Origin of the sequence: Kitasatospora sp. NPDC057936 (assembly GCF_042887525.1) — a bacterium.
Lineage (GTDB): Bacteria > Actinomycetota > Actinomycetes > Streptomycetales > Streptomycetaceae > Kitasatospora.
On record NZ_JBHVPD010000021.1, the window covers coordinates 63755 to 84286 of the forward strand.

Here is a 20532-nt window from a genome sequence, read left to right on the forward strand (position 1 = left end):
GTTGTTCTCCTCACTCCGGAAGGTTTACGGGTCGGTGTCCGGCGGAGCCGATGAGCAGCCCGCTGTTGGCCGAGCGGGCCTTCGGTGCGAGGCGCGCCGGATCCGTGGAACCGGGCTGCTGATACAGCCGGGCGTGTTCGCGCCGGACCTGGGCGTCCACCTCGTCCAGTGGGGCCAACCACCGCCGGGCGGTGCCGTCCGGTTCGACGACCGACATCAACCCGGTTCCGTGCACGGCCTCGGCCATGACCCCGGCGCCGGCCAGGGCTTCGGCCACGCCACGCTGGTCACCTGTGAACGCCAGGACGGGCTCGGCGGAGGGCACTGCCACGGCGACGAGTCCCGTCTCCCGCATCAGCGTGGCGACCTGGTCGGGATCGACACCGGTCGCGAGCCGGAAGACCTGGGCCTTCCGGTCACCGACCACCGCGGTCGTGCCCGCCCCCGGACCCACGACGGTTCCTCGGTCGTCGCTCAGGGACCGGCACGCGATGGCGACGCCGTACCGCCTGGCCGCCACCACCGACCCGCCGAACAGGACCTTGGCCCCGCTGTCCGACATCGCTTCGCACTGCGCGTAGGACAGCTCCGGCATCAGCCGAGCCGCGGGTTCGGTGTAGGGGTCGGTGGTGTACACACCGGGGACATCGGAGTAGATCTCACACTCGGTGACGCCGAGTGCCCCGGCGATGGCGACCGCGGTGAGGTCCGAGCTGTTGCGGCCGAGCATGGTGATGCGGCCATCGGGCCGCACCGCCTGGCCACCGGCCAGCACGACGACCTGATGCTCGGTCAGCGCCTTGAGCACGGGCGCGGGGTCGATCGTGACGATCCTCGATCGGGTGGCGGTGTCATCACCGACGATGCCCAGCTGGTGCGCCCAGAGATCGATCGCCGTACTCCCCTGTGCGTGCAGGGCGGCCCGGAGCAGAGTGGCGCTCAGCATTTCGGCGGTGGCCAGCGCCTGGTCCTGCACCTCCGGCTTCAGGTCCGGATCAACCGCCAACGCCGCCTCGAGCAGACGTCCGGTGGAGCCGGACATCCCGCTCACCACGGCGATCACCCCGGTGCGGCCATCGCCGGTCAGCTCGATCAGATGAGCAGCGACCCGGGCGTAGTCCGCCAGCTCCACGAAGGATGATCCACCGAACTTGACGACACGCAGGTGCTGGGGGTCACGCGGCATCGTTCACCATCCTCGACGACGAGTTCGCTGCCTGCGCGCCCTCGGACGTGCGCCTCTTCTCGCCGCCGAGCCCCCATTCGGTGGGCTTCTCCTGGCTCAGAATCGTGAACACCCGGCCGATGGCATCGCCCATCCCCCAGACGTCGGTGTACGCGGGCCACTTGGGGTGTCCGGCGTCGATGTCGTGCTGACGGGCGTACGCCGCACGGACCCACTCCTTGGTCGAGGGCCGCCGGTGGTGGAAGTCGTGCTGAGCGAGATCGCCGGGTACGACGAGGACTCGAGCCGGGATGTGGTAGCAGACGAGGCGGGCGCCCCATCGGAACCAGGCGCGGAACGCGGCGGCCCCGCCGAGGCCCACCGGCGGCAGCGGGTCACCGCAGAACCGTCCCCAGGAGTGCGACACATGGAAGGCCCGGCCGCTCAGGCTGCCGTCCTTGGCCTTGAACCAGGCGTGCTCGCTGAGGAACTCCAACAGCGCGACGACGTGGTAGATCGGGAGCATCGGGACCAGCACGGCGACGGTGAACTCCCACCACACCCCCTGCCAGGTCACCAGGCCGAGAATGACGGCCAGGTAGGCGAACCCCATGACCCGTCGGTACGGCGCACAGCGGACGAGGTTCTGGGCCAGCCGGGTGTACAGGAACTCGGCGTGGAACCGCGGGGACACGATCATCAGAGCCAGCCGGCGCCGCAACGCCCGGGTGGTCATCCCGGGCCGGAAACCGAGCATGAGCAGATGCTGGATGGTGGGATCGGCGAGGGTCGCGAAGGTTTCCTTGCGATGGTGGAGATTGACGTGGTCCTCGTAGTACTGATCCGCGTCGTCGGTGCAGACGAGCGTGGACAGCACTTGGTGGATCAGTCGGTCCTGCCGTATCCGCCCGGTGAAACGGGTGTGGATGGCGTGGTGCGCGATCACTGTCGAGCACACGCGCGCCGCGGACGCGGTGAGGCACCAGGCCAAGGGCAGCAGTGCGAGCGTCCAGAGCGGACCCCGTGCGACGATCCACCAGGCACTGCCGATACCGGCCGCGAGTGCGACGAGGTCGCAGATCAGGTACGTGACGGGGTTCAGGCGAACCAGTGGCTGCTGGCCGGGGAGCGCCTTACCGGTGATCCAGGTCCAGCCGTGTTGCGTCCACCGGGGGAAGCGCTGATAGGAAGCCCTGATCTCTTCCGAACGTGCTGCGGATGTCGCCGTCATACGTGGATCCCTTCCTTCTCGTGACTACCGTCTTGGCGGCCGACGGGGGCACCGAGCGCTTCGGCGCTCACTTCGGCGAAGGCCGCGCCCAGGATGTCCAGGGCCTCCTGGGCTTCCCCGCGGCTGAGGTTCAGGGGCGGCAGGAACCGGGCGACGCAGTCGTCCCGTCCTGCGAGCTCGAAGAGCAGCCCCCGGCGGAGCGCAGCCATCCGGACCCGGCCGGCGACCTCGCTCGCGGTCCAGCTGCCGAGCGGGTTCAGCTCGACACCGAGCATCAGCCCGCGCCCCCGGACCTCGCCGATCATGGGGCCGATGGCGTGGTTCAGCTGCAGCGCGTCCAGTCCCGCCCGGAGGAACTCCCCGATCTCGCGCACATGCGCCAGCACGTCATCGCGCTCGACGATCCGCATGAGGGCGGCACCCGCGGCGAAGGCGAGCTGGTTGCCGCGGAAGGTTCCGGTGTGCGCGCCGGGCGCCCAACCGTCCAGCCGCTCGTCGTAGATGATGACCGAAGCCGGGTGGCCGCCGCCCAGGGCCTTGGACGAGACGATGACGTCGGGTTCGATCCCGTACTGCTCGAAGGCGTACCACGTACCCGTCCGCCCGCAGCCGGTCTGCACTTCGTCGACCACCAGCGGGATGTTCCGCTCGCGCGTGATCCGGCGGAGCTCGGTGACGAACTCGGCCCGGGCCGGGACCACCCCGCCTTCGCCCTGGACCATCTCGAGCACCACAGCGGCCGGGAGGCGCACGCCGCCGTTCGGATCAGCCAGCAGATTCTCCAGGTAGCGCACGCAGTTGACCTGGCAGCTGTCCGGGTTCAGAGACAGCGGGCACTTGAAGCAGTACGAGTACGGGAAGAACGTCGTACCGGGCAGCAGGTTGTGCAGGTGCTCCTTCGAGCCACGCAGCCCGGTGATCGCAAGCGTGCTCTGCGTGCTGCCGTGAAAGCCGCCGTGGAACGAGATCACATCCGCCCGCCCGGTCGCGGTCTTGCAGAGCTTCAGCGCGGCATCGATTCCGTCCGCACCGGTCGGCCCGCAGAAGTGGATCTTCATTCGGTCCCGCATGGCCTCGGGCAGCATCCCGAGGAGCCGGGTGGAGAATTCCGACTTCGCTTCGGTGGGGAAGTCGAGCATGTGGGTGGCGACATTCAGCTGAGCCTGTGCTGCGGCGATCAGTTCGGGATTGCCGTGGCCGAGAGCCAGCACGCCGGCCCCGCTCAGAAAGTCGAGGAACCGGTTTCCGTCGACGTCGTGCAGATAGGAACCCTGTCCGCCGGCGACCGCGATCGGCGTGTGTCGCGGATAGGTACGGGCCGAGGACTCATCCCGCTCCTGCTGCTCCAGCAACCGCCGCGAAGCGGGCCCCGGGAGACTGGTGACAACGGACGCACTCACGACGAATTCCTTTCGCCCCACTCAGGAGCCGGGTTTGACTGCTTGATGCCCTGGTCGAGAGGGGCGACGAATGCGAAGTGGAGCGCGTCGCGCGCAATCTCGATGAGCCGTTCCGCTCTGCTTTCCGCTGTCACGGTTCGACGCTGAAGAGGTTCTCGCTGTGTGCCGCCGCCAGCTCCGCCACCCGCGCCTGGAATTCCTGGGAGTCACCAGGACCGCGCCCGTGCTCGAAGCACTCGATGAGGCCCTCGCGCCCCAGGTAGTCGGTCGGCGGGCGGGAGTGGTCGCCGGGCTTCGCCGTCACATAGAGCGCGCGCTCGACCGGATCGAACCCCTGCGGCCGGTGTACACCGGTGATCGTGCCGCCGGCGGCCTTGAGGAAGCTGATCGCCGCGATCCCTTGCGGCGTGTCGGGGATCTGCGGCAGCTCTTCGATCGTCCGGCGGTACGCCGCGATGTGCAGGTCGTACGGGCTGAACCCGTAGACCCGGTCGATGAGGTCCATGATGCCGTCGCCGCCGGGGCGGGCCCCGACCTCGACCACGCTCAACTCGTCCCCGTTGACCAGGATCTCGACGTGGGCGATGCCGCGGTCGATGTGGAGCGCCTCGCAGGCCTTGAGCGCGAGCTCGCGCAGTGCGGCGTTGCCGGTCTCCCGGCTCGGCACCAGCTGGCCGGTCTCGGCGAAGTACGGGGGTGCGCTCTTGCTCTTGTCGGTGACGGCCAGCACCGCGCGGCTGCCCTCGTAGTTGATGACCTCGACGGAGACCTCGTGCGTCGAGACGAAGTACTCCTCCACCTGGAAACGTCCGTCAGTGAGGTCGAAGGTCCCGGCGACCTCCATGAGCGAGGAACGGCAGTGCTCATAGGCGTCGTCGAGTTCGTCAGCCGCGTTGACCCTGATGATCCCGACGCTCCCGGCGAAGTCCCTCGGCTTCAGCACCAGGGGGAACTCCAGCTCCGCGGCTATTGCTCGCAGCTCCTCGGCGGTGGAGAACAACCGGTGCCGGGCGCAGGGAACACCGGCTTCCTCAAACGCCACCTTCATCGTGTGCTTGTCCCGCGAGAGCCGGAGCGCTTCGTCGGAGAGCGCCGGCAACCCGTAGTGGTGGGCGATCGTCACCGAGGCCTGCAGGGTCATCTCGTAGATGGGAACCACCGCGTCCGGCTTCAGGCCGGTCTGCCGCTCGAATTCCTCCACTGCCTTCAGCGCGGACTTGGCGTGGTAGGGACTGGCCGGGAGGACGTGGTCGAAATACCGGTTCGCACCGGAAACGGGATCCTCCGTCATACCAATCACCGGGCCGGGATAGGCACGCAGGGCGGAAACGATGGCTCGCTCACGCAACATCAGATCGGCACCGAGCAGCAGAAGGTACCGGTCCCCGTTAGCGTGGGCACGCTGCAAACTGAACATGGACTTCCTTAGCGCTTCGTCACCATGACGTGGCGAGGGTCTCAGCGCTGGTTCCCGAAACGTTCCCCCTCTGGTACTCAGGGCTTCGGCGCAGTCGCGTGACGTCCGTTTTGTGATCACGCGAGGCCGAGGAGGACGAGGGGCCGGGTCCGAGGAAGGCCAGGAAGTGTCCGCCCTGCTGTTCGTAGCGGACGGTCGGACGGCGGTAGCCGAACAGCCAGGCGGTGCCTGCCCAGGCGCTCCTTGGACTCCACGCCCGGCCGCGTGCACGTTCGCCCCGGAGGCGGCGACCACCAGGGGCAGGCCCTGGGCGTCGCAGGCCACGTGGATTTTTCTAGTGGTTGTCGCAACACTCCTGTTCGGGGAGTGCGATGGACTTCGGGATTCGGGTGGATCGACGGCCGAAGGGCCGGGTGAAGCCGGTGCGGGAGCGGGAGGCGTACTCGCGGCTCGTGCAGCAGGGCGTGAGCTACACCGAGGCGTACCGGATCGTGGGCGTGGACCGCAGGACCAGCCAGCCCTGAAAACCACGAAGGCCCAGGTCAGACGATGTCTGCCCTGGGCCTTCCATGGAGCCGCCTGCGGGATTCGAACCCGCGACCTACGCATTACGAGTGCGTTGCTCTGGCCAACTGAGCTAAGGCGGCGTCGCTGCCCTACGCGCTGGCAACGCGGGCCAGTCTACACAGGTTCGCGGGTGATCCGTAACGGGAAATCGCGGCGGGGGTCAGGCGGAGGAGACGGCGAGCTTGGCGGCGAAGCCGGCGAAGAGGACGGCGACCCCGCTGGTGAGGGTGGCGGAGAGCCGCTTGCGGCGGCGGAAGGCGGTGGCGAGGGTGGTGCCGGCGAAGATCAGCAGGGTGAGGTAGAGGAAGCTGAAGGTCTGCAGGATCCCGCCGAGCAGGGCGAAGGAGAACGCCGGCTGGCCGTAGGACGGGTCGACGAACTGCGTGAAAAATGACAAGAGGAACAGGATCGCCTTCGGGTTCAGCAGGCTGATCACGAGCGCGCGCCGGAACGGCCGCTCGACGGTCCCGGTCGTCTGCTCGTCCGCCGTCGTGCCGGCGTCGGCGGCGGCGCGGTGTTCGCGCCACAGCTGGCGGGCCGCGCGGAGCATGCCGAAGCCGATCCAGAGCAGGTAGGCCGCGCCACCGAACTTGACCACCGCGAAGACGGCCGGGTTGGCCTTCAGCAGCGAGGCGGCGCCCAGCGAGGTGAGGCTGATGAGGGTGAAGTCGCCGACGAAGACGCCGGCGGCGGCCCGGTAGCCGGTCCGGACGCCCTTGCGGGCGGCGACGGACAGCACGTACAGGGAGTTGGGGCCGGGCAGCAGGACGATGACGAGGGCGCCGATGACGTACGTCGCCAGGTTGTTGACACCGAGCACGGTGCGCTCCGGGGAGAGGAGGGGGCGGGGAGGCGCTCATCGTAACGTCGTACCGGTGATCGATTGAAGCTGAAACTACCTGGTGGGACGGCCCTTGATCGTCTACCGGCCGCAGCGCTTGCCCTGCTCCGGCGGTTCACCGGTCAGCAGGTAACGGTTGACCGCGCCGTCCACGCACGCGCTGTGCCGCCCGTACGCGGTGTGGCCGTCCCCGTCGTAGGTGAGCAGCCGCCCGGACTCCAGCTGGCCCGCCAGCGCCTGGGCCCACGCGTACGGCGTGGCGGGGTCGCGGGTGGTGCCCACGACGACGATCGGGGCAGCGCCCGCGGCCCGGACGGTGTGCGCCGAGCCGGTGGCCTTCACCGGCCAGTAGGCGCAGGTCAGCGCCATCCACGCCATGTCGCGACCGAAGTGCGGCGAGGCGTGCTCGAAGTCCGGCACCGCCCGCCGGACGTCCTCCGGGCCGGCGAAGGGCGCGGGCAGGTCGAGGCAGTTCACGGCCGTGTTGGCGAACATCAGGTTGGGGTAGGAGCCGTCCGGCTCGCGCCCGTAGTACGAGTCCGAGAGCTTCAGCAGGCCGGTGCCGTCCCCGGCCGCGGCGTCGGTGAGCGCGCCGCGCAGCTTGGGCCACAGGAAGTCGGCGTACATCGCTTCGAGGACGCCCGTGGTGGCCTGGGCGTGGCTGAGGCGGCGGCCGCCGTCGGTGGTGGCCAGCGGCTGGGCGCGGACGGCCGCCAGCAGGGCGGCGAGCCGGTCGCCGGCCTCCTGCTCGGTGCGGCCGAGCGGGCAGTCGTCGCGCCGGGCGCAGTCCTTGGCGAAGGCCGCCCAGGCGGTCTCGAAACCGCCGGCCTGGGTCCGGTTGCCGGCCACGGAGTCGAGGGACGGGTCCATCGCGCCGTCCAGGACGAGCCGCCCGACCCGCCCGGGGAAGAGCCCGGCGTACGTGGCACCCAGGAACGTGCCGTAGGACTTGCCGACGTAGCTGAGCCGCTCGTCGCCGAGGAGCGCGCGCAGCACGTCCATGTCGCGGGCGGCCTCGACGGTGCTCACGTGGCCGAGCGCCGCGCCGGCGCGCTCCCGGCAGCCCTCGGCGAACTCCTTGTCGGCGGCCACCAGGGCGTCGACCTCGCGCTGGTCGGCGGGGGTGAAGCCGACGGACGTGAAGGCGTCCATCCGGTCACCGCTCAGACAGGTGACGGGGCTGCTGCGGCCGACGCCGCGCGGGTCGAGCCCGACGAGGTCGTACCGGGCGCGGACCCCGCCGTCGTACGTCCGGGCGGCGGCCTCCACGTACTCGACCGCCGACCCGCCGGGCCCGCCCGGGTTGAGCAGCAACGAGCCGATCCGGCCCCCGGCCTGCGAGGCCGCCGCGCCGGGGATCGCGGGGGCGCGGACGGCCGTCAGGGCGAGGTCGCCGTCAGCGGGCCGACCGTAGTCGACCGGCACCTTGAAGGTGGTGCACTCGAACCCGTCGTCGCACGGCTGCCACGCGAGCCGCTGTGCGTAGTACGCACCGAGCTCGGCGGGCACCTCGGCGGGCAGCGGCTCCAGCGCCGTGACCTCGGCGGGCGGCGAACCCGGCGAAGACGCGGCCTCCGCCCCACCGCCCGAAGCGGGCACGCCCGCACTGCACCCGCCCGCCAGGAGCCCGGCCGCGGCGAGCGCTGCGGCCAGTACCCGCCCGGTGGCCTTCATCCGGATCCCTTCGATTCGATTCGATCCGCTCGACTTCACCCGGACCGTCCGACCACTGGCGGCTGCCCGCCGAAAGCGCGGCTCAGGAGGCCTTCCCCAGCGTGTCCGCCAGGTACTGCGCCGCCTGCCGCACGAGCCGCAGCCGCTCACGGTCGGGCGTGAAGTCCTGCACGTTGTCCGAGATCCGCACGTCCGCCTTGGCCGCGGGACCGGCCCCGCCGTGCAGCGCGGCCTGGAGCTTGCGCGCCGCGTCCAGCCCGGCGGCGTCCGCCTTCGCGGCGGCGAGCATCAGCTTCGCCGCCGTCCCCGTGGGCGCCTCCGCGCCGGCCTGGGTGAGCGCGGCGGCGTCGTACCGCCCGGAGACGGCCGCCGCGGCGCCGTAGAGGTCCGGGCGGGCCAGCCCCGCCGCCGCGGCGCACGGCGCGCCGCCCTCGACGCCGAGGGTGCCCCAGGAGGCCGGGCCGGGCGGCAGGGCGCGGAAGGTGACGGCGATGGTGGTGCGCAGCGCCGCGTCGTCGGCGACGGCCTGCGGGGCGGCGGCGACGAGGTCGCAAGGGTGCGCGGTGCCGTTCGGCGCCTCGGGGGCGACCAGGATGAACGGCCGCGCCTTGCCGGTCTGCAGGGCCGAGCCGATGCCCTCGAAGACGTCCGGGACCTCGGCGTCGGCGGTCTTGCGCGGGGTCGCGGCCTGCATCACGACGACCGGGAAGCGGGCGTTCGGCTCCTTGGCGTACTGCGGCGGCAGCCAGACCCGGACGTTGCGCGGCTTGCCGTCGGGACCGAGCACGGCGGACTGCAGCAGTTCCCCGCCGCCCGGGTGGCCGACGCTGTCGAACCGGCTCGGCACGGCGGCCGGCGACGTCGCCGCCGCGGCCTGGGCCACGGCGGCCTCGGCCGTGGGCGGCACCGCCTGCTGCCGGGGGCCAGCGCTCTGCGCATCGCCCGCGGCGGCCGCGTCCACGGCGGGCTCCGCGCGCTCCGCCGGCTCCTCAGCGGTCCGGGTCATGCCGCCGAACGCGCCGAAGGCGGTGAGCAGCGTCAGCGCCGTGACGCACACCCCGCAGACCATCGCCCCGGCCGCCCGCAGCAGCATCGGCCACCGGTCGCCGGCCAGCTCGTACGCCTGGGCGGCCCGCAGGTCGCGCCAGCGCAGGTGGGCCCCGCGGGCCAGCCAGAGGCCGCCGAGGGCGGCCGCCAGCAGGGGGATGACGAGGAGCGAGCGGACCACGGAACGCACCACCTAGGGCGGAGGACCGGACGACCGGGGCGGACCCGGCGCCGTACGGGACGCGACGGCCCCGGCACCGGGGCGCAGTCGGCCCCCAGCGTGCGGGACGACCCGGCGGTCACACGCGGGTGTGCCCGGCGCGTACCGACCGTTCACTCGAAGGTGGGACACCGGGGTAGGGCGGGAAGCGGAACGCGCCCGCCCCTAAACCGCCCCGCGCGCCTCAGCCCGCGCGCAGCGCCACCGTCATCGCCTCGACCGCGAGCAGCGGGTCGACGTTGCGGTCCAGCGCCCGCCGGCAGGCGAGCACCGCCTCGATGCGGCGCAGCGTGCCCTCCGCGGGGCCCGCCTGGGCGACCCGGTTCAGCGCCTGCCGCTGGTCCTCGTTGGCCAGCGCGCCGGTGGAGCCGAGTTGGAGCGCGAGCACGTCGCGGTAGAAGCCGAGCAGGTCGAGCAGCGCGACACCGAGGGTCTCGCGGCGGGTGCGGGTGGCCCGGCTCTTCTGCCGCTTCTCCAGTTCCTTGACCGCACCGGCCATGCCGCGCGGTGCCTTGCCGCCCTCGGCGGCGCCGTAGACGGCTTTCAGGTCGTCGGTCTCCTTGGCGTCCTGCGTCTCGGCGAGCGCCTCGGCGTCGGCCTTGGCCGTGTCCACCAGGCGCTGGGCCGCGGCGAGGCAGCCGCCGATGTCGGAGACCTCCAGGGGGATCCGCAGCACCTCGGTGCGCCGGGTCCTGGCCTGGTCGTCGACGGCCAGGCGGCGCGAGCGCTCGACGTCGCCCTGCCCGGCGAGCGCGGCCAGGCGCGCCGTGTCCGGGTCGACGCCGTCGCGGCGGACCAGCATGTCGGCGACCGCCTCGGCGGCCGGGGTGCGCAGGACGAGCAGGCGGCAGCGCGAGCGGATGGTCGGCAGCACGTCCTGGACGGAGGGCGCGCAGAGCAGCCAGACCGTACGGGGGGAGGGCTCCTCGACGCCCTTGAGCAGCGCGTTCGCGGCGGCCTCGGTGAGCCGGTGCGCGGCGTCCACGAGGATCACCGACCAGCGCCCGCCGGTCGGGTAGCTGGAGGCGCGCAGCACGAGGTCGCGCATGTCGCCGACACCGATCGACAGCCCGTCGGTCCGGACGTACTTCACGTCCGCGTGGCTGCCGGCCAGCACGGTGTGGCAGCCATCGCAGAACCCGCACCCGGGCGTGCCGCCGAGCGCGAGGTCCGGACTGGTGCACTGGAGCGCCGCGGCGAACGACCGCGCGGCCGTGACCTGCCCGGCCCCGGGCGGCCCGGTGAACAGCCAGGCGTGCGTCATCAGGGAGGCGTTGGCCCCCTCCGCCGGCCCGGCGCCACGGCCGGCCGTCACCATCGCCCCGGCCGCCTTGGCGGCGGCGGTCAGCTGCTCGACCACCCGCTCCTGGCCCACCAGGTCGTCCCAGACGGCCACTGCTGCTCCCAAGCTCCGTACGGCTGCGCTCCGCCGTCGAGCATACGTGCCCGCCCGGACACCCACTGCGCCGTCCGAGCGACACCCCACCCAGCACCACCGCACCCACCTAACCCCCCTTTCCCCCCGACCCCACCCAAGGCGAGAGGGTCGGGCTGCGGGAGGGGGTGGCGGAGGGGGTGGCCGCGGAGAGGGGCGTGACGGGTGATTTTCAGACTGCCAACGGTCTTAACCACCCACCCCACAGAGTCGGCAGTCGGAAAATCATCCAGCCCCCGGAGCGGCCACCCCCGGAGCCACCCCCGGCGAACCCCACCCACCCGAAAGCCCATGCCCCGCCACCAAGCCCCGCGCAGCGGAACCCGCAGCGCAGGATCAGCTCCGGCGCCCCCAGCGGCGCCCCTTGCCCTTGCCCTGGTCGTCACCATCGCCCTCGGAACCGGTGCCAGCGCCCGCGCCCGCTCCCGCGCCACCACGCGGAACCTGCGGGTCCTGGCCGGGTCCGCCGCCCCGCTCCCAGTGGGACCACTCATCGCGCGAGCCGAGCAGCGTGTCGGTGAGGCTCGGGAGGTCGTCCATCGGTGTCTCCTCGGCCCAGTCCGGCCGCCGGCGCGGCTCTGCGGCGTCGGTCGGGGCCTGCCCCTCGCCAACCACCGGAAGCTCGCGGGTGGTGTCCGCGGGCTCCTCGCGCCACAGGCCCGGGGGAACCCGGTCCTCGGCCCGGCCGGGCGCGACCTTGGGCAGCACTGCGGTCCGGTCGGTCTCGTCGGCCGGCACCTTCGGCAGCACGGCGGTCTCGTCCGTCGCAGCGGGGCCGCCCGACACCCGGGGCAGCACAGCGGTCTGGTCCGCCGAAACGGGCGGAACAGGCGGAACGGGCGGAGCAGCCGGAACCGCCGGAAGCTTCGCAGTCTGCTCCGCAGCCGACTGCCGATCCCGCAAGGACAGCTCACGGGTGGTCTCGTCGACCTCCTCGGCCGAACCCCGAGCACCCGAACCCTGAGCACCCAAGCCCTTCGGCGCCCGCAGCTGAGTGGTAGCCGCGTCCTCCGCACGCCCCACCGCCGTCTCGGCCGCAGCGGAAGCCGCAGCAGCGGCCTCCGCAGCCGCAGCGAGCGCGGCCGCCTGGGCCAGCCGGGCCTCCTCGGCGCGCTGCAGCGCCTCCTCCGCACGGCGGCGCTGCTCCTCGCGCTGGAGCTCCCGCTGCCGCTGGAGTTCCGCCTGCGCGGCCGCCTCGGCGGCGAGCCGCTTGCGCTCGGCGGCCTCGGCGGCGAGCCGGGCCTCCTCCTCGGCCTTGCGGCGCGCCTCTTCCTCGGCCCGTCGGCGGGCTTCCTCCTCGGCGCGGCGCCGCGCCTCCTCCTCGGCCTTGCGGCGGGCCTCGGCGGCGACCCGCTCGGCCTCCTCCTTGGCCAGCCGCTCCTTCTCCGCCTGCTCGGCCCGCAGCTGCTCCAGGAGCTCCTGCCGCTTGCGCTCGGCGGCCTCCGCCTCGGCCTTCTTGCGGGCCTCCTCGGCGGCGCGCCGTTCGGCCTCCTCCCGCGCGAGCCGCTCCTGCTCGGCGCGGGCGGCCTTCTCCTTCTCGGAGAGGGGCAGCTCGCGGTCGAGCCGGTGGCGGATCGCGGTGGTGACGAAGCCGGGTGCCTGGCTGCCGTCGACGACCAGGTAGCGCGCGGGGTCGGCCGCCGCGAGGGCGAGGAAACCGGCCCGGACCCGCTGGTGGAACTCGGTCGGCTCGGACTCCAGCCGGTCCAGCGCCTCGGTGAAGCGCTCCCGGGCCTTGGTCGGGTCGACGTCCAGGACGACGGTCAGGTCGGGCACCAGACCGCCGGTGGCCCAGCGGGAGATCCGGGCGACCTCGGTCGCGGCGAGGTCGCGCCCGGCGCCCTGGTAGGCGATGGAGGAGTCCATGTACCGGTCGGTGATGACGACGGCGCCGCGCGCGAGGGCGGGACGGATGACGTTCTCGACGTGCTCGGCGCGGTCGGCCGCGTAGATCAGGGCCTCGGCGCGGTGGGAGAGGCCGGTGTTGCCGACGTCCAGGACGAGGCCGCGCAGCCGCTGCCCGACCGGGCTGCCACCGGGCTCGCGGGTCAGCACGACCTCGTGGCCCTTGCCGCGGATCCATTCGGCGAGCGCCTGGGCCTGGGTGGACTTGCCGGCGCCGTCGCCGCCCTCCAGGGCGATGAAGAAACCGGTGCCGGTGGTGCGGTGCGCCGCCGGGCCGCTGCCGCCGCGCACGGCGTCGACCAGGTCACGGCCGAACGGGGCGGTGCCGCGCCGGTCGTCGGTCTTGACCAGCACGACGGCGGCCAGCACCAGGGTGAGCAGGCCGGCGGTGGCGACGGCGAGGGCCGCGCCGCCGTGGATGAAGGTGAACGAGCCGGGCTCGACCGTGCCGTACTCGACGTCGCCGTAGGCGCCGGCGATCAGCGGGACGGCGACCACCGCGGCGCCGACGACGGCCCGCAGCACCGCGTACAGGTGCTCGGTGACCTTCGGCAGCCGGGCCTCCTCGACCTCCTGGGCGAGCAGGGTGCGCCCGGCCGAGACGACGATCCCGGCGGCGAGGCCGGCCAGCACGGTGAGCAGGAGGACCAGGACGTAGTCGAGCACGAGCCCGGCCAGGATCAGGGTCACGCCCTCGGTGATCAGCGCCAGCGCGAGCAGCCGGCGGCGGGAGAGGGCGGGCAGGGTGGCCCGGGTGAGCCGGACGCCGGCGGCCGGCGCGCCGGTGGCGGCGAGCACGAGCAGGCCGTAGCCGATCGGCCCGGCCCGGTGCTCGACGGCGGTGAGCAGCGCGAGGGCGGCGACGCCGGCCATCGAGGCGTAGGCGGCGGCGACGGCGAAGGTGAAGTAGGGGGCGCCGCCCGTGCGGCCCTTCTTGAGGGCGGGGCCGGGGGTGGCGTCGGTCGGGGCGCGCAGGCCCTGCAACGGTGAGTACGGGGCGGCGGTGACCGGGCCGAGGGCCAGCTGCTGGAGGTAGCCGCGGACGGCGGAGACGGTGAACAGGCCGGCCGCGCCGAGGGCGGCGAAGGTCACCTGGTGGGCCCGGAGCCAGTCCGAGCCGAGCGCCGCGAAGATGTTGTTGAGCAGGGTGAGGCCGACCAGGCCGACGGCGGCGAGCGGCAGGCAGACCCAGCCGGTGAACCGGTCAACGCTCCGGACGGTCTCCAGGTGGGCCGCGGACGGCCGCTGCTCGGCGAGGGGGGCGTACGGGTCGGCGGGCGGCAGCAGGCCGGGGACGGCCGCGTCCTTGGCGACGGCCCACACGCGCTCGGCGGCGCCGGTCACGAAGACGGTGGCGAGCAGGACGTACGTGGCGGCGCCGGACGGCTTCGGGCCGGAGCCGAGCCACACGATCCACCACGGCGCGACGCCGATCAGCAGGGCGCGCAGCGCGTCGGCGCCGAACAGCGTCCAGCGCCGGTCCAGCTTGCCGGCGACCAGCCGGTGCACCGGTCCGAGCAGCAGGACGCCGGCGATCAGGGTGGCCGCCAGCCGGGCGGCGAAGACCCCGGCGACGGCGAAGGCCAGGCTGCGCGGCAGCTCGCCGAACCCGCCGCCGAGGGCGGCCGCGATCACGGTGAGCGCGAGCAGCACCAGCAGGCCGAGCCGGTCGGCGGTGCCGCCGATCAGCTGGTTGGTCCACAGCCGCCGGTAGGACCGCGTGCGCAGCAGCGCGCGGGCCCGCTCCACCGGGGTTCCGGCGGGCGCGACCTCGGGCAGGTCGGGCATGGCGGCTCTGGCGGCCGGGGCGGCGCTGGGGGTGGGCTGCTCCTCGCTCGTCATACGGTCAGCGTAGCGGTCGGGGGTTGGCCGGAAAGAGACGAACGACGTTCCGGATCGGGCTCATCACCGGGTTGTGACGATCCCCGCACACACACCCGCCGTCCCCGAACGGTCCCGCCACCGCCCTCGCACGGCCCACGCCCCCTCCGCGAACGGTCCGGACCCCCTCCCCCGAACGGCCCACACGACCTTCCCCGGACACGCCTCGGGCCCGCACCCCCGGTGAAGGGGGCACGGGCCCGGGAGCCGCCGTCGGAGGATCAGCCCTCGTCGGTGGCCGTGGCCTTGCTCGTGGCGGTCTTGCTCGCGGCGGTCTTGCTCGCGGTGGTCTTCTTCGCCGCCGTCTTCTTCGCCGCGGCCGTGGTGGTCTTGGCCGCCGTCTTCTTCGCGGCCGTCTTCTTGGCGGCGGCCGTGGTGGTCTTCTTGGCCGCCGTCTTGGTGGCGGTCGCCTTCTTCGCCGGGGCCTTCTTCGCGGTCTTCTTCACCGGCCCGCGCGCCCGCTTCTCGGCGAGGAGCTCGTAGCCGCGCTCCGGCGTGATCGAGGCGACGTCGTCGTCCTTGCGCAGCGTGGCGTTGGTCTCGCCGTCCGTCACGTACGGTCCGAAGCGGCCGTCCTTGACCACGACCGGGCGCTCGCTGACCGGGTCGGTGCCGAGCTCGCGCAGCGGCGGGGCCGCGGCGGCCCGGCCGCGCTGCTTGGGCTGCGCGTAGATCGCCAGCGCCTCGTCGAGGGTGATCGTGAAGAGCTGGTCCTCGCTCGTGAGCGAGCGCGAGTCGGTGCCGCGCTTGAGGTACGGGCCGTAGCGGCCGTTCTGCGCGGTGATCTCGACGCCCTCGGCGTCCGCCCCGACCACGCGCGGCAGCGAGAGCAGCCGCAGCGCGTCCTCCAGGGTGACGGTGTCCAGCGACATCGTCTGGAACAGCGAGGCGGTGCGCGGCTTGACCGCGTTCTTGCCGGTCTTCGGCGTGCCCTCGGGCAGGATCTCGGTCACGTACGGGCCGTAGCGGCCGTCCTTGGCGACCAGCATGTTGCCGCTGACGGGGTCCTGGCCGAGCTCGAAGTCACCGCTGGGCTTGGCCAGCAGCTCCTCGGCCAGCTCGACGGTGAGCTCGTCCGGCGGCAGGTCGTCCGGGATGTCGGCGCGCTGGCCGGGCTCGCCCTCGACGGCGGATGCGCGCTCGACGTACGGGCCGTAGCGGCCGACGCGCAGCGTGATGTCGTCGCTGATCCGGAACGAGCTGATCTCGCGGGCGTCGATCGCACCGAGGTCGGTGACGAGCTCCTTCAGGCCGCCCAGGTGGTCGCCGTCGCCGTTGCCGGCGTCGGCGGCGCGCCCGGTCTCGACGCCCTCGCCCTCGCCGAAGTAGAAGCGCTTCAGCCACGGCACGGACTGCGCCTCACCGGCGGCGATCCGGTCGAGGTCGTCCTCCATCTTCGCGGTGAAGTCGTAGTCGACCAGTCGGCCGAAGTGCTTCTCCAGCAGGTTGACCACGGCGAAGGAGAGGAAGGAGGGGACCAGCGCCGTCCCCTTCTTGAAGACGTACCGGCGCTGGATGATCGTGTCGATGATCGACGCGTACGTGGAGGGGCGGCCGATCTCCCGGTCCTCCAGCTCCTTGACCAGCGAGGCCTCGGTGTAGCGCGCCGGCGGCTTGGTCGCGTGGCCCTCGGAGGTGAGCTGCTCGGCGGCCAGCGGGTCGCCCTGGACGACCTGCGGCAGCCTGCGCTCGCGGTCGTCGAGCTCGGCGTTCGGGTCGTCCGCGCCCTCGACGTAGGCCTTGAGGAAGCCGTGGAAGGTGATGATCTTGCCGGAGGCGGAGAACTCGACGTCCCGGCCGTCGGCGGAGGTACCGCCGACCCGGACGGTGACGGACTGGCCGACCGCGTCCTTCATCTGGGAGGCGACGGTGCGCATCCAGATCAGCTCGTACAGCCGGAAGTCGTCGCCGCTCAGGCCGGTCTCGGCCGGGGTGCGGAAGCGGTCGCCGGAGGGGCGGACGGCCTCGTGCGCCTCCTGGGCGTTCTTGACCTTGCTGGCGTAGGTGCGCGGGGCGTCCGGCAGGTAGTCGGCGCCGTACAGCTGGGTGACCTGGGCGCGGGCGGCGGAGATCGCGGTGTCCGACAGCGTGGTCGAGTCGGTGCGCATATAGGTGATGAAGCCGTTCTCGTACAGCTTCTGGGCCACCTGCATGGTCCGCTTGGCGCCGAAGCCCAGCTTGCGGCTGGCTTCCTGCTGGAGCGTGGTGGTGCGGAACGGCGCGTACGGCGAGCGGCGGTAGGGCTTGGACTCGACGCTGCGGACGCCGAACGAGGTCCGCTCCAGGGCGACGACCAGCTGGCGGGCGGCCTGCTCGTCCAGGTGGAGCGTGTTGGCGCTGCCGGCCTTCAGCCGGCCGTCCGAACCGAAGTCGCGGCCGCTGGCGATCCGCTTGCCGTCGACGCTCGACAGCCGGGCGCCGAAGGTCTCCGGGTTGGCCGCGTCGGCCGGGGTGCGGCCGGTGCTGAAGGTGCCGACGAGGTCCCAGTAGGACGCGCTGCGGAAGGCCATCCGCTCGCGCTCGCGCTCGACCACCAGGCGGGTCGCGACGGACTGCACGCGGCCGGCCGAGAGCTTCGGCATGACCTTCTTCCACAGCACCGGCGAGACCTCGAAGCCGTAGAGGCGGTCGAGGATGCGACGGGTCTCCTGGGCGTCGACCAGGCGCTGGTTCAGCTCGCGCGGGTTGGCCACCGCCTCCTGGATCGCGGTCTTGGTGATCTCGTGGAACACCATGCGGTGCACCGGCACCTTGGGCTTCAGGACCTGCTGGAGGTGCCACGCGATGGCCTCGCCCTCGCGGTCCTCATCGGTGGCGAGGAAGAGCTCGTCGGACTCCGCGAGCAGCGACTTCAACTTGCTGACCTGGGACTTCTTGTCCGCGTTGACCACGTAGATGGGAGCGAAGTCGTGGTCCACGTCCACCCCGAGGCGGCGCACCTCGCCGGTGTACTTGTCCGGCACCTCGGCCGCGGTGCTGGGCAGGTCGCGGATGTGCCCGACGCTCGCCTCGACGATGTAGCCGGGGCCAAGGTAGCCCTTGATCGTCTTCGCCTTGGCCGGCGACTCGACAATGACGAGTCGCTGTCCGTGCGCGGTCTCGCTGCTCGGGGACACCTTCGCTCTTCTCTCCCGGTCGTTATGTGAGCTGGTCGGCGCCAGCAGCACGGGCTGCGCTCCGCCCGACCCCTCCACCGTCCCGGGGCTGCCGCTGAACGACGACCCCACCAGCGGAGTGTGACCGTACCCCGGCCACCCTTGTCAAACGGACGGATCCCGCGTTTTCACTTGCCAGGCCCACCGACGCCACTCGAACGGTAACCCGATGATGGAGCATCGCGCCCCGTGGAGGGGGGCATCGGCGGGTTCCGGAGGATGGAATGACGGATTTCAAGATCTGTCAACGGAGTATCCGCGGAGCGCGGGGCTCCGGATGGTGCGGTCCGCCGGGGCGGCCGACCGAACCGGCCGCGGCCCTGCGGATTCAGCCGACGACGGCCGCCAGCAGGCCCGTCCCGGCCGCCAGGCAGCAGGTCCCGAGGGCACTCCACAGCAGGTCCGCCACCGCCGGGCGGCTGATCTCCCCCGCCGCCAGCACGACCCGGTCCGGGCGGCGCGGGTCGTAACAGATCCGGACGGACATGCCGGGGGCGAAGCGGACGGGACGGCGCAGCGGCGTGTGGCCGCGCGGACGGGCGAGCACCCGCTCGGCGCACCGCCCCGGCCCGGGGCCGCCGACCGACGGCAGCGCCGAGAAGGCGAGCAGCGGCGCGCTGTCGAGCTCGCCGCGCGCGTCGTCCTCGGCGACCACGACGGCCTCGGCCGGCACCCCCCGGCGGCGGACCCGGTGGCGAAGGCGCACTTCGGCGGCGCACCAGAGCAGCAGCGCGCCACCGAACAGGGCGAGCACCAGCCCGCCCACGACCGCCGTCGTCCTGTCCACCCCTCGCCCCCCGGCTCCCCAGCTCTGTCCACAGCCTGTGGACAGAGCCTCGCAGCGGGCGGCCAACGCGGGACGGCCGCCGGGAGGCCGACGGACGAACCGGGGGCTACCGGGAGGTGAACCGGGCGCCCGCCCGGTCCGGGAGGCAGGCGCCCGTCCCGTCCTGGCAGGCGGGTGCCCGTCCCGTTCGGGCAGTGGGCGCCGGGGCTTCGGCTCAGGCGACGGGGCGGATGAAGCCCTGCTCGGTCAGCAGCCGCAGCGACTCCGGCACGCGGTCCCGCAGGACGACCCGGTCCTCGCCGAGCAACTGGGCGATGGCGTCCACGATCTCGCCCGCCGCCAGCGTCCCGTCGCAGACGCCGACGAAGCCCGCACCGACGGTGTCCACCTTGGTGGCCCGCCGCATGCCGCGGTTGTGACGCAGGATCACGTGCTCCGGGTCCTCCGCGCCGGGCGCGCCGACCTGCTCCTGGACGACCTCGTCGGCCAGCACGTACCGGGCCGCGAGCAGGCCCGCGTCGTCGTGCGAGCGCAGGAAGTCCTGCCGGTCGAACCACTCCTCGATGTGCGGACCGAGCGGCTGCTCCACCGGGTGCGGCCACTCCTCCACCCGGACCGTCGGACGCTCGGCGCCGCTCGCCCGCAGGGTGATCCAGCCCATGCCGATGCCCTCGACCCGGCCCGTCTCGAACGCGTCCAGCCACTCGCCGTAACGGGCCTGGTAGTCGCCGCCCGGACCGCGGTGGTCGCCGCCGTCGCGCAGCCACAACTCGGCGTACTGGGCGACGTCCTGGACCTCGCGCTGGACGATCCAGGCGTCCAGCCCGGTGCCCGCGACCCAGCCGGCCAGCCGCTCGTGCCAGTCCTCGCCCTTGACGTGCTGCCAATTGGCCAGCAACTGGCAGTAGCCGCCCGGCTCCAGGTGGGCAGCCGCGGAACGGACCAGGGTGCGGCACAGGTCGTCGCCGGCCATGCCGCCGTCGCGGTAGATGAACCGGCCGGCCGGCGAGATCACGAACGGCGGGTTGGAGACGATCAGGTCGAACTTCCGCTCCCCGACCGGCTCGAAGAGGCTCCCGGCGGCGGCCTCGGTGTTGTCGAAACCGGACAGCGCCAGGGTCAGCTCGGAGAAGCGCAGCGCGCGCGGGTTGAGGTCGGTGGCGGTCACCTTCTGGGCGTGCCGGGCCGCGTGCAGCGCCTGCACGCCGGAGCCCGAACCGAGGTCCAGCGCGGCGCGGACGGGCCGGCGCACGGTGATGTTGGCCAGCGTCGTGGAGGCGCCGCCGACCCCGAGCACCAGGTCCCTTCGGGCCACACCGTGCGCCGTCTCGCCGGAGCCGATACCGCCCGCGCCGCCCACCGCGCAGCCCAGGTCGGAGACCACCCAGGCGTCCGAACTGGGCAGCCCGGCGACCTCGTTGGCGTAGGGGCGGACGTCCACGGTGGCACGCACCAGATCGCCGTCCGGGCGCAGCCAGCCGTCCGCGAGGCAGTCCTCGACCGGCAGCGCGGCCGCGGCCGCCTTGTAGGGCACCGGCTGCTGGAGCAGGAACAGCCGGACCAGCGTCTCCAGCGGGCCGTCGCCGCGGGTCGCGCGCAGCGCCGGAACCGCCTCGCTGCGGGCCAGCGCCGCGTAGCCGGTGGGCCCGAGCAGGTCGAGGCAGCCGTCGGCGGTGAACGAGGCGGCGAGCAGCGCCTCGCGCAGCTTGGCGAGGCGGGTGGGGTCGAGAACGGGGCTACTGATCACCCCGCCATTGTCCCCCGGGCCGCGGGCGCACCCGCCGTGCCCGGGCCGGGCGCGACGGGT

General features: G+C 72.9%; 13 protein-coding genes and 1 tRNA gene. 1 reads left to right on the top strand and 13 read right to left on the bottom strand.

The window, feature by feature from the left end:
• Positions 1-10 precede the first annotated feature (10 nt).
• From ACFVU9_RS14290 to ACFVU9_RS14305, 4 genes are all read right to left on the bottom strand, one after another.
• Positions 11-1186, bottom strand: coding sequence for a hypothetical protein (locus tag ACFVU9_RS14290; protein ID WP_387593341.1), 1176 nt, complete (start codon positions 1184-1186; stop codon positions 11-13).
• Positions 1176-2396: a hypothetical protein gene (locus ACFVU9_RS14295; RefSeq protein ID WP_380435618.1), complete on the bottom strand. Its 1221-nt coding sequence runs from the start codon at positions 2394-2396 to the stop codon at positions 1176-1178. Before ACFVU9_RS14295 ends, ACFVU9_RS14290 begins: the two co-directional genes overlap by 11 nt.
• Positions 2393-3796: a diaminobutyrate--2-oxoglutarate transaminase family protein gene (locus ACFVU9_RS14300; protein WP_380504113.1), complete on the bottom strand. Its 1404-nt coding sequence runs from the start codon at positions 3794-3796 to the stop codon at positions 2393-2395. The genes ACFVU9_RS14295 and ACFVU9_RS14300 overlap by 4 nt, the downstream gene beginning before the upstream one ends.
• A gap of 130 nt (positions 3797-3926) precedes the next feature.
• Entirely contained in the window at positions 3927-5087 is a 1161-nt protein-coding gene (locus ACFVU9_RS14305) for an acetyl-CoA carboxylase biotin carboxylase subunit family protein (protein WP_380504110.1), read from the bottom strand.
• 497 nt (positions 5088-5584) lie between these two features.
• On the opposite strand from ACFVU9_RS14305, the gene ACFVU9_RS14310 reads away from it, so the two are divergent.
• Positions 5585-5737, top strand: a complete 153-nt coding sequence (locus tag ACFVU9_RS14310) for a hypothetical protein (protein ID WP_387593345.1) — start codon at positions 5585-5587, stop codon at positions 5735-5737.
• Between the two features lie 46 nt (positions 5738-5783).
• Here ACFVU9_RS14310 and ACFVU9_RS14315 read toward each other — a convergent pair.
• The 9 genes from ACFVU9_RS14315 to ACFVU9_RS14355 all read right to left on the bottom strand — a co-directional run bounded on the left by ACFVU9_RS14315 (position 5784) and on the right by ACFVU9_RS14355 (position 20472).
• Positions 5784-5860: transfer RNA gene (locus tag ACFVU9_RS14315), tRNA-Thr, on the bottom strand.
• An 80-nt stretch (positions 5861-5940) separates the two neighbouring features.
• Positions 5941-6600 (bottom strand): leucine efflux protein LeuE, encoded by a 660-nt coding sequence (gene leuE / locus ACFVU9_RS14320; protein WP_380435570.1) that lies wholly within the window; start codon positions 6598-6600, stop codon positions 5941-5943.
• 102 nt (positions 6601-6702) lie between these two features.
• Positions 6703-8295: an alpha/beta hydrolase gene (locus tag ACFVU9_RS14325; protein ID WP_387593348.1), complete on the bottom strand. Its 1593-nt coding sequence runs from the start codon at positions 8293-8295 to the stop codon at positions 6703-6705.
• 82 nt (positions 8296-8377) lie between these two features.
• Positions 8378-9523, bottom strand: coding sequence for a hypothetical protein (locus ACFVU9_RS14330; protein ID WP_380435566.1), 1146 nt, complete (start codon positions 9521-9523; stop codon positions 8378-8380).
• Between the two features lie 223 nt (positions 9524-9746).
• Entirely contained in the window at positions 9747-10958 is a 1212-nt protein-coding gene (locus tag ACFVU9_RS14335) for a DNA polymerase III subunit delta' (RefSeq protein WP_380496686.1), read from the bottom strand.
• Positions 10959-11333: 375 nt separating this feature from the next.
• On the bottom strand, positions 11334-14744 hold the full coding sequence (gene tmk, locus ACFVU9_RS14340) for a dTMP kinase (protein ID WP_387593351.1): 3411 nt from the start codon (positions 14742-14744) through the stop codon (positions 11334-11336).
• Positions 14745-15004: 260 nt separating this feature from the next.
• Positions 15005-17899 (bottom strand): type I DNA topoisomerase, encoded by a 2895-nt coding sequence (gene topA, locus ACFVU9_RS14345; RefSeq protein WP_387593354.1) that lies wholly within the window; start codon positions 17897-17899, stop codon positions 15005-15007.
• Between the two features lie 367 nt (positions 17900-18266).
• The gene (locus ACFVU9_RS14350; RefSeq protein WP_387593357.1) at positions 18267-18725 is read right to left on the bottom strand and encodes a DUF3592 domain-containing protein; all 459 of its coding nucleotides are present in this window, start codon (positions 18723-18725) and stop codon (positions 18267-18269) included.
• A 214-nt stretch (positions 18726-18939) separates the two neighbouring features.
• Entirely contained in the window at positions 18940-20472 is a 1533-nt protein-coding gene (locus ACFVU9_RS14355) for a methyltransferase (protein ID WP_387593359.1), read from the bottom strand.
• Positions 20473-20532 lie beyond the last annotated feature (60 nt).

Excerpts from the sequence above, each read along its gene's own strand:
- ACFVU9_RS14305 (WP_380504110.1), bottom strand. The coding sequence starts at position 5,087 with ATGACGGAGGATCCCGTTTCCGGTGCGAACCGGTATTTCGACCACGTC.
- ACFVU9_RS14295 (WP_380435618.1), bottom strand. The coding sequence starts at position 2,396 with ATGACGGCGACATCCGCAGCACGTTCGGAAGAGATCAGGGCTTCCTAT.
- ACFVU9_RS14325 (WP_387593348.1), bottom strand. The coding sequence starts at position 8,295 with ATGAAGGCCACCGGGCGGGTACTGGCCGCAGCGCTCGCCGCGGCCGGG.
- ACFVU9_RS14310 (WP_387593345.1), top strand. The coding sequence starts at position 5,585 with ATGGACTTCGGGATTCGGGTGGATCGACGGCCGAAGGGCCGGGTGAAG.
- ACFVU9_RS14290 (WP_387593341.1), bottom strand. The coding sequence starts at position 1,186 with ATGCCGCGTGACCCCCAGCACCTGCGTGTCGTCAAGTTCGGTGGATCA.
- tmk (WP_387593351.1), bottom strand. The coding sequence starts at position 14,744 with ATGACGAGCGAGGAGCAGCCCACCCCCAGCGCCGCCCCGGCCGCCAGA.